The following is a 9588-nucleotide window of genomic DNA, read 5'->3' as shown; positions in this document are numbered from 1 at the left end:
TCACCCCCGTCCCCGGCGGCGTCGGCCCCATGACCATCGCATGCCTCCTGGCCAACACAGTCACAGCATGCTGCCGCGCAAATAACCTACCAGAACCAGAAGGCCTAACAGCCTAAAGGGGGGGGGTCGCCCATCCATTATTGGAAGTTTCGGTGATCCGAGGCGGTTAGCTGCACAGGAAAATCTGGATATCGGCAACATTCGTTCCGGTCGCCCGGGTGAGCAACAGATCACCCGCGGCAGAGAGCGCGGCGTTGCTGTCATTATTTGCGAGTAAAGCGTCCGGGTCTGCACCGGCACTGACAATACGATCCCGGGTTCCGGCGTCCACAACGCCACCAGCAGCCTCTGTCGGGCCATCGCGACCATCCGTGCCGCCGCTTAGAAACACCCAGTTCGCCCCGCCGATTTCATTGATGGCAAATGCCACGCGCAGGGCAAGTTCCTGATTGCGCCCGCCCAGTCCGGTTCCAGTTAAACGCACGGTGGTTTCACCGCCAAAGAGAAGCGCGGTATTCTTGCCTGAGCCCCCAGCTGCGCGAACAACCTCCTTTGCGGCATCTGCGACATCTCCGATCAGTTGGTCCGATACTATTTTGACATTAAAGGACTTTTCAGCCTCCATCGCGGCGGCTTCCAGGCTTTGCCGATTGGATCCAATCAGGTGGTTTTTGGCTGGTGCTGACTGATCTTCATGTGTTGTGGGTGCGGACAGGTGGTCACGAACCGACTTTGGTGCCTCATCCCAAACGCCCGCATCGGACAAAATCCGCCGCGCATCTTCACGGCTACCAATTGGGGCCACGGTTGGCCCGCTGGCCACGGCACGCAAATCATCGCCGATCACGTCAGACAAGATATAGGCACTGACGGGGGCAGGCGCGGCATGGCGCAAAAATCCGCCACCTTTTAACTGGCTTAGCTGTTGGCGGACCAGGTTCATCTGAACGATATCCAGACCGGATTGCAGCAACAACTGGTTGACGGCGGCCTTGTCTGCTAGGCTGACCCCTTCGATCGGGGCGGGAACCAAGGCGGATCCACCACCAGAAATCAGAGCGACGACTTGGTCGCCTGCGGTCGCCGACCGAAGTAAAGAGATGATCTTTTGACCGGCTTTTAATCCATTCTCATCGGGCACCGGATGCGCAGAACGCATCACCGTGGCGCCGGGCACATCCAATTCATTTTCGTAGTGAGTAATCGCAAAAGCGGTGGATGGGCCGGTGACATGTTCCATTGCCTCGGCCAGCATGGCCGGGGCCGCTTTGCCGATCGCGATCAGGATGGTCCGGCCATTGGCTGGCACCGGAAACGGGTCCGATGCCAGTTGTTTGCGTAACGCCAGAGCAGGATCTGCGGCCTCTACGGCCTTGTCAAAAATGGCGCGCGCCTTGGCGCGAAGATCCGTAAGTGTCTGCTCTGTCGTCATAAATCAGCCGCCTGCGATTTGCTTGGCTTTCTCTACCAGAACCTCTGCCTGACGGATAGAGGCATAATCGATCAGACGGCCATCCAGAGAAACGGCACCTTTGCCTGCAGCCTCGGCTTCGGCCATGGCTTCCAGAATACGCTGCGCTTTGGTAATCTCGGCCTCTGACGGCGACATGACTTCATTGGCCAGTGCGATCTGGCTTGGGTGAATGGCCCATTTGCCCTCACAGCCCAAAACAGCGGCACGGAAGGCAGCGGCTTTGTACCCATCCGGGTCAGAAAAATCACCAAACGGTCCATCAATCGGACGCAGACCATTGGCGCGGGCGGCAACGACCATCCGGGCCAGCGCATAGTGCCACATATCACCCCAATGCGTTTCACGGGATCCGTCCGCCAGCGGGTCGGTCAGCACAGCGTAGTTTTCGTTCACGCCGCCGATCACTGTGGTGCGTGCACGCATGGATGCCGCATAGTCCGCGACGCCGAAATGCAGGCTTTCGTTTCGCTTGGACGCGGCGGCAATTTCATGCACATTCTGCATGCCCAAGGCGGTTTCGATAATGTGTTCGAAACCGATCCGCTTTTTATAACCTTTTGCGTCTTCGATCTGGGTGACCATCATATCGACGGCATAGACGTCAGAGGCGGTGCCAACTTTTGGGATCATGATCAGGTCCAGACGCTCGCCGGCCTGCTCTACGACATCGACAACGTCGCGATACATGTAGTGTGTATCGAGCCCGTTGATTCGCACAGACATCGATTTGTTGCCCCAATCAATCTCGTTCAGGGCCTTAATGATGTTCTTGCGCGCCTGCTCTTTTTCGTCAGGTGCAACAGCATCTTCGAGGTCGAGAAAGATAACATCGACATCAGATTGTGCCGCTTTTTCAAACATTTGCGGCTGGGAGCCGGGGACGGCTAATTCTGAACGGTTAAGACGGCCAGGGGCCTGTTCAATCGGAAAGAAGCTCACGGTGTTTCCTCCTTGTTTAGGAAATTCAAGATGGCCCTAAGCAGGAGAGGAAATAATTTCTTGTCAAGAAAATAGATTTCCCGGTACGATTTGTCGCACCTTACCGAGAACTGTGAGAATTGAAGAATGCGGCGATCGCCTGGGTGCGGTTTTTCACCCCCAGTTTGTCGTATAAATTCGACAAGTGAAACTTCACCGTATTGACCGCAATTCCAAGTTCGATGGCCAGCTCTCGGTTGGTCAATCCCTTGCTCAGCGCTTCCAAAATCGCGCGCTCCCGCTTCGACAAAGTGTTCATCGGATTGTCCTGCAAGCTACGAATATCGATGAACGGAAAAACCATTTTACCCTCGGCGACATCGGCACAGACTTGCAGAAGATCCTGCTCCGATCCTGCGTGAGAGGCAAAGCCTGCAGCCCCTTGCGACAAAGCCAGCTTGGGCAAATTTGAATGTGGGTCACCGTAAATCACCACCTTCAGATCGGACTGCTGCTCGTGCAGCACCTCCAGCAAACGGGCCCCGCCGATGATGGGCAGGCTCCATTCGATCACCCCGACCTGGGCCGGGATGCGGGCGATTGTGCCCAAAAACCCCTCGGCCGTGCCGGTGGTGGCGACAACGGAAAAACCGGATGAGGCTTCGAACACCTCGGACATCGCAGACAGGACAAGCGGGTTTCCGTGGCCAAGAATAACCGAAACGGGCCTTTTTGCGTTGTTTTTAACTAATTCGACCATTTTTACCTACCCATTCGTGCGGGAAATTCAGTTTATCATCGGAAACCAATACTTTTAGGCTGGTGATACACCAAACTATTGGATGCCAAAAGCAGGATAAACGGGTGTTGTGAGGTGGCGCAATAGGTATTTTTATCGATCCTGAAAAAGATATCACTGTCAGGAAATAAGCGATTCGCAGCAATCACAGGCAAATCGTTGCAAGAGGAAAGAACTCCGATGTCCAATCCCAACATCTTCCCCAAACTCGAGATTCCGGAAACACTTGCTGCTGGCCCGGGGCCCGGCAACACAGATCCTCGTGTTCTGGAAGCCTTTGCAAATGCTGGTCTGGCCGATCACATGCAGGCCGATGTTTTGCGTGGGATGGTTGAATGCAAACAGATGCTCCGCACGATCTGGGGTACCAAGAACACCTATACCTACGGCGTGGGTGGTACTGGGTTTTCTGCGCTGGATGTGATGTTCAACGCAATCCTGCCTGGCGACAAGGTCGTTGCATTTACCAACGGCACATTTTCCGGCATCGACGGCCTGACCATCCGCATGAAAGCCTCAACTGAGGAAGAACTGGCCGCAAACTCACTGGATCCGCAACCTGCGAGCGTTGTTGTTGTTGAAGTCCCACATGGCCAATCTGTAACCGGTGAAATTGTTGAAACCGCTTTGGCCGAGCACAAACCGAAATGGGCATTTATGGCGCATTGGGAAACAGGTTCCGGCCGGATCAATGATGTTCAGGGCTTTTCTGACGCTTGCACAAAGCACGGTGCACTTGGCCTCGTCGATGCGGTGTCCTCTTTGGGGATCGAGGATTTTTCAATCGACAATTATCCCGGTGTGGTCGGTTGGGCGTCCTGCCCGCAGAAAGGTGTGCTTTGCCTGCCCCTGACCTACGGGCCGGTTAGCTTTTCTGATCGCTATATTGAAGAAGTGAAAAAAGGCGGCAGCCGCTCTTATGTGCATCATCCGATCCTCGAGGCGCGCCATTGGGGCATCATGGACGGTCAGGATGTCGAAAAAGGTGCCTATCATCGCACCCATTCCGGTTATGCTGTCGCGGCCTTTCACGAGGCATTGCGTCTGACCTTGATGCATACCATCGAACAAAAGGCCAAAGACTATGCGCTTCACGAGGCTGCGTTGAAAGATGCGGTCAGCGCGATGGGCTGCGAGGTGACGTCCAATATGACCAGCCTTGTCGTATTGAATTTGCCTGGGGATCTTGCAGGCCGCGAAATGGAACTGGTTCAAAATTGTCGTGGCCGTGGATTTGGCATCTGGCCAACCCTGTCGGCCCCGGTTCAAGTGCGGGTTGGCATTCTCAATCAAGTGACCGAAGGGCAGATTATTAAGATCGTGTCCTTGTTTGGTGACGCAATGAACGAACTCGGTGCTAATGTTGACGTGAATGCAATCTTGTCCCGTTTGAACAACTACTACGGTCAAGCCAAAGCAGCATAAGGAAAGACCATGGATATTCACGAATATCAAGCCAAGGAAATCCTCAGTGATTTTGGTGTCGAAGTCCCGCCTGGCGCTTTGGCCTACAGCCCGGAACAGGCGGCGTATCGGGCGCGTGAACTGGGCGGTGACCTGTGGGTCATTAAGGCCCAAGTGCACGCAGGCGGCCGCGGCAAAGCGGGTGGCGTCAAAATCTGCAAATCCGATCTGGAGATCATGGATGCTTGCGAAGATATGTTTGGCCGCCGACTGGTCACGCACCAGACAGGCCCCGAAGGCAAGCTGATTTATCGCATTTATGTCGAGGGTGGCGTCCCGATTGAACGCGAAATTTATCTGGGTTTTGTGATGGATCGTGCCCAACAGAGGATCATGATCGTTGCCTCTGCCGAGGGCGGCATGGAAATCGAGGAAATCTCTGCAGAAAAACCGGACTCCATTGTCCGTGCCTCTGTGGAACCCGCTGTGGGGCTTCAGGATTTTCAGGCCCGTGAAATCGCATTTGCCCTGGGTATTCCCGGGCCGCTGGTATCGCGTATGGTCACAACCCTGCAGGGTGCCTACAAAGCCTTTCGTGAATATGATGCAACTATGGTCGAAATCAATCCGCTGGTGGTAACGTCTGACAATCGGATCATCGCGCTTGATGCCAAGATGACCTTTGATGACAACGCGCTTTATCGTCACCCCAACATTGCCGAACTGCGCGACAAGAGCCAAGAAGATCCGCGTGAATCGCGCGCCTCTGACCGCGGTCTGTCCTATGTCGGCCTTGAGGGGAACATCGGCTGTATCGTGAACGGTGCTGGCCTTGCGATGGCCACGATGGACACGATCAAGCTGGCCGGTGGAGAGCCCGCCAACTTCCTCGATATCGGCGGGGGGGCAACCCCTGAACGTGTAGCCAAGGCATTTCGACTTGTGACCTCTGACACCAATGTCGAAACGATCCTCGTCAACATCTTCGCCGGTATCAACCGTTGCGATTGGGTTGCCGAAGGTGTGGTTCAGGCCCTTCAGGCCAACCCGGTGGATGTTCCGGTGGTCGTCCGTCTGGCTGGCACCAATGTAGAAGAGGGGCAGAAGATTCTGGCAAAGAGTGGCCTGCCCATTATTCGCGCCACAACATTGATGGAAGCGGCAGAGCGTTCCGTCGAAGCGTGGAAAAACGACACCGCGAACAAACGCTAATCTGAGAGTATTACAATGGCAATTCTACTTGATAACGACTCTCGCGTCATCGTCCAGGGGATCACCGGCAAAATGGCCCGGTTTCACACAGCGGACATGATCAAATATGGCACCAACGTCGTTGGCGGTGTTACACCGGGCAAAGGTGGTGAAACCGTCGAAGGTGTTCCAGTCTTCAATACGGTCAAAGAGGCGGTTGCCGCGACGGGTGCCAATGCCAGCCTGATCTTCGTGCCGCCGCCCTATGCTGCAGACTCGATTATGGAGGCCGCTGATGGTGGCATCGAATACTGTGTTTGCATCACGGATGGTATTCCGGCCCAGGACATGATCCGGGTAAAGCGCTACATGTATCGCTATTCGCGCGAAAAGCGGATGATCCTGACCGGTCCGAACTGTGCCGGAACGATCTCTCCGGGCAAAGCTCTGCTGGGCATCATGCCGGGCCATATCTATCTGCCGGGGAATGTCGGCATTGTCGGTCGTTCAGGTACATTGGGATATGAGGCCGCCGCACAGCTGAAAGAACTTGGTCTTGGGGTGTCTACGTCGGTTGGCATTGGTGGTGATCCGATCAATGGGTCGTCCTTTCTCGATATTATCAAGCATTTCGAGGGCGATGATGAAACCGATCTGATTTGCATGATCGGCGAAATCGGAGGACCTCAAGAGGCAGAAGCAGCGGCTTATATTCAGGAGCATGTCAAAAAGCCCGTCGTCGCCTATGTGGCCGGTCTGACGGCCCCAAAGGGTCGTACCATGGGTCACGCAGGCGCGATCATCTCGGCCTTTGGGGAAAGCGCCAGTGAAAAGGTCGAAATCCTCAGCGCTGCAGGCGTGACGGTGGCCGAAAACCCCGCAGTGATCGGTGAAACAATTGCCAGCGTGCTGAAGTAATCAAGCTGTTTTACGGGCAGCCGGGGGCGTTCGCGCCCCCCATCCCGTGCTTGCAGTCCGGAAAGCGGTGTCGACATTCAAGGCAGAAAGATTTGAACAATGGACAATACGAATCAATCCGCCGCTGACGTTTCGCTTGCCGATCACGACCTTTATGCAGACCGTTTGTACCAACTCATTTGGCAGCTTTGGTCAAATGTCATAGCGCGCCGTGCACCCTCTGTTCCAAGCGACATTGTTACATCCAGCCAATTTACGATACCCGCCGAGGTTAATTCATCGGCCTATCTGCAGGCCATCAGCATTTGGTTTCAGCTGAGAAAAATCGCTGATGACAATATTGCCGTACGTAATCGCCGCGAACAGGAAAAGCAGGAAGGCGGCGTCGCCGGCCCCGGCAGCTTTGAATATGCGCTTCGTCACTCTCCTGATCGCGATCTTGACGATCTGAAAGGTACAATTTCGAGTGTGCTTGTCGGCCCAACCATCACCGCACATCCGACGGAAACCAAGCGTGTAACCATTCTGGAAATCCACCGCAGGATTTATCGCGGGCTGGTGTCGCTGGAAACGGGGCGTTGGGCGCCGTCGGAACGCAAGCGGATCGTGGCTGATATAGAGGCAGAGGTTGACCTGCTCTGGACAACAGGTGAATTGCGGTTGGAACGCCCGGCCTTGTCAGATGAAATTGCGTGGGGGCTTCAGTTTTTCCGCGACTCCATCTTTGACGCGATCCCGCAGGTCAATGAAAACCTCTCTTCCGCGTCGCAAGCGGTATTTGGGAAGAAGCCCAAAATTCACAGACTGTTTAATTTCCACAGCTGGATCGGCGGGGACCGGGATGGCAATCCCAATGTGACGGTTGATGTGACCCGCAACGCCATTGCGCGTGCGCGGCAGACCGCGCGCGAGATGTATCTGGATCATCTGCGGTCGGCCGCGGCCCGGCTCAGCGTCTCTGACGTGATTGTCCCGATGGATGATGATTTGCGCGCTGCGTTTTCCAAGATCGTAGAGCGCAGCGGTCAAGCCAAAGCGCTGCGCGCCCGCCACCCGAACGAACTTTTTCGCCAGGCGTTGTCGGCGATAACTGTGCACCTCGAAAATGACGACTATAACCATATCGACGCATTTTCCGAAGATCTGAGAATAGTCGACAGTGGCTTACGCTCTGTAGGGTCGGAACATCTGGCGCGGCGCTTAATTTTGCCCCTGCGTTGGCGGGCGAAATGTTTTGGCTTCAGAACCTACACGCTGGATATTCGGCAAAACTCGACCGTCACGACCGAGGCACTTCGCGAAATCTGGGCCGCCCGTGGGATTGATTTGACCTATGACTCGCCGGGCTGGTCCAAGCAATTGCGTGATGATCTACGCCGCTCCGATGTCAGCTCCTTTGCGATAGGGGAGTATTCGGCCCAGACGCAAGAGCTGTTGGATCTGTTCAGCCTGATCTGCGAGACAATCAATGGCCCGGATCCAGAGGCTATCGGCCCCTTTATCCTGTCAATGACCCGCTCGGTCGACGACCTTCTTGGTATCTATCTGTTGGCGCGGATATCCGGGTTCGGGTCTGAGACGGTTGAACTTTCCGTGGTGCCGCTTTTTGAAACCATTGAGGATTTGCGCGCTGCACCTGCGATCATCAATGCGCTTTTGGATGTGTCAATCGCACGTCGCAGCATGAAAGCCCGTCGCGGCGGGGTCGAGATCATGTTGGGCTATTCAGACAGCAACAAGGACGGTGGCTATTTCACCTCTTGTTGGGAATTGGAAAAGGCCCAGCGCGATATCAGTGCCGTGTTGCGCGCCAAGGATTTGAAGCCCATATTCTTCCACGGTCGTGGCGGATCGGTCAGCCGGGGTGGTGCGCCAACTGAACGTGCCATCGCCGCGCAACCAGATGGCACCGTGTTTGGGCGCCTTCGCCTGACAGAACAGGGCGAAGTTGTTTCGGCCAAGTATGCCAACAGAGGGGCCGCTGCCTATAATCTGGAAGTCCTTGCCTCCAGCGTGCTCAGCCATACTCTGAACGATGTACCGCCCAGTGCGATCCCGGAACGTGATGAGATTTTTGATGCGCTGGCCGGAATGTCTCAGGCTTGTTATTCCGGGCTACTGCACGCAGACGGGTTTTTGCAATATTTCCAGCAGGCCAGCCCTGTCGAAGAATTGGCAATGTTAAAGATCGGCTCGCGGCCGGCGCGTCGTTTCGGCGCGGGCAGCCTGGATGATCTGCGTGCGATCCCCTGGGTGTTTGCCTGGTCGCAAAACCGGCATCTGATCACGGGCTGGTATGGGTTTGGCTCTGCTATTGAGGCCTTCCGCAAAGTCCGGGGCGCAGAAGGAGAGGCCCTGCTCAAGGATATGTTTGCCCAGTCACGACTGTTCCGCCTGATTGTGGACGAGGTGGAAAAGACCCTGTTTCAGGCCGATATGAACATTGCCGAAGTATACGCGCAGTTGGTGGATGATGTTGAAATCCGGGATAGGATTTTTGGTATGATCCGCGCAGAACATGAACGCAGTCGCAACGCCATCCGTTCGATCACCTCCAACCCCGGTATCGCCCAACGTTTCCCAATCTTACGCCGCGATTTCGAGGCGAGACAAAACCAGCTTGCTTCTGTGCACAGATTACAAGCACAATTGCTGGATAAATATAGAAAATCTAAAACCACCGCTGTTCCTGTTCCATTGATGCAATCCATGAACTGCATTGCAACCGGCCTGGGCTGGACAGGATAAGAAAGAGAGAACCCCCATGTCTGATTCTGGATTTTTCACTGAGAGTTTGTCGTCTCGTGACCCTGATTTGTTTGCTGCGATCACTGATGAGCTGGGTCGCCAGCGTGATGAGATTGAGCTGATTGCGTCAGAAAAC

Annotated in this window: 7 protein-coding genes and 1 pseudogene; 5 read left to right on the top strand and 3 right to left on the bottom strand. The window is 55.1% G+C overall.

Annotated elements, in window-relative coordinates:
- A pseudogene (locus tag AC2D8P_RS16310) lies at window positions 1-116 on the top strand (bifunctional methylenetetrahydrofolate dehydrogenase/methenyltetrahydrofolate cyclohydrolase); the annotation flags it as partial.
- A gap of 50 nt (window positions 117-166) precedes the next feature.
- On the opposite strand, the gene AC2D8P_RS16305 reads toward AC2D8P_RS16310, so the two are convergent.
- From AC2D8P_RS16305 to AC2D8P_RS16295, 3 genes are all read right to left on the bottom strand, one after another.
- Entirely contained in the window at window positions 167-1432 is a 1266-nt protein-coding gene (locus tag AC2D8P_RS16305) for a glycerate kinase type-2 family protein (protein WP_484703906.1), read from the bottom strand.
- A 3-nt stretch (window positions 1433-1435) separates the two neighbouring features.
- Window positions 1436-2413 carry an HpcH/HpaI aldolase/citrate lyase family protein gene (locus AC2D8P_RS16300; RefSeq protein ID WP_484703904.1) on the bottom strand — a complete coding sequence of 326 codons (978 nt, stop codon included), beginning with the start codon at window positions 2411-2413 and terminating at the stop codon, window positions 1436-1438.
- Between the two features lie 100 nt (window positions 2414-2513).
- A complete protein-coding gene (locus tag AC2D8P_RS16295; RefSeq protein ID WP_484703902.1) occupies window positions 2514-3152 on the bottom strand; it encodes a LuxR C-terminal-related transcriptional regulator in 639 nt (212 codons plus the stop codon).
- 219 nt (window positions 3153-3371) lie between these two features.
- On the opposite strand from AC2D8P_RS16295, the gene AC2D8P_RS16290 reads away from it, so the two are divergent.
- From AC2D8P_RS16290 to AC2D8P_RS16275, 4 genes are all read left to right on the top strand, one after another.
- Entirely contained in the window at window positions 3372-4616 is a 1245-nt protein-coding gene (locus tag AC2D8P_RS16290; RefSeq protein WP_484703901.1) for an aminotransferase class V-fold PLP-dependent enzyme, read from the top strand.
- A gap of 9 nt (window positions 4617-4625) precedes the next feature.
- Window positions 4626-5807 carry a malate--CoA ligase subunit beta gene (locus AC2D8P_RS16285; RefSeq protein WP_484703899.1) on the top strand — a complete coding sequence of 394 codons (1182 nt, stop codon included), beginning with the start codon at window positions 4626-4628 and terminating at the stop codon, window positions 5805-5807.
- A 15-nt stretch (window positions 5808-5822) separates the two neighbouring features.
- A complete protein-coding gene (gene sucD, locus AC2D8P_RS16280; protein WP_484703897.1) occupies window positions 5823-6704 on the top strand; it encodes a succinate--CoA ligase subunit alpha in 882 nt (293 codons plus the stop codon).
- A 99-nt stretch (window positions 6705-6803) separates the two neighbouring features.
- A complete protein-coding gene (locus tag AC2D8P_RS16275; protein WP_484703895.1) occupies window positions 6804-9452 on the top strand; it encodes a phosphoenolpyruvate carboxylase in 2649 nt (882 codons plus the stop codon).
- The last annotated feature ends 136 nt before the right edge of the window (window positions 9453-9588 follow it).

This window comes from Roseovarius sp. YIN77 (genome assembly GCF_057219155.1).
This window is presented reverse-complemented; position numbering and strand designations above follow the sequence as displayed.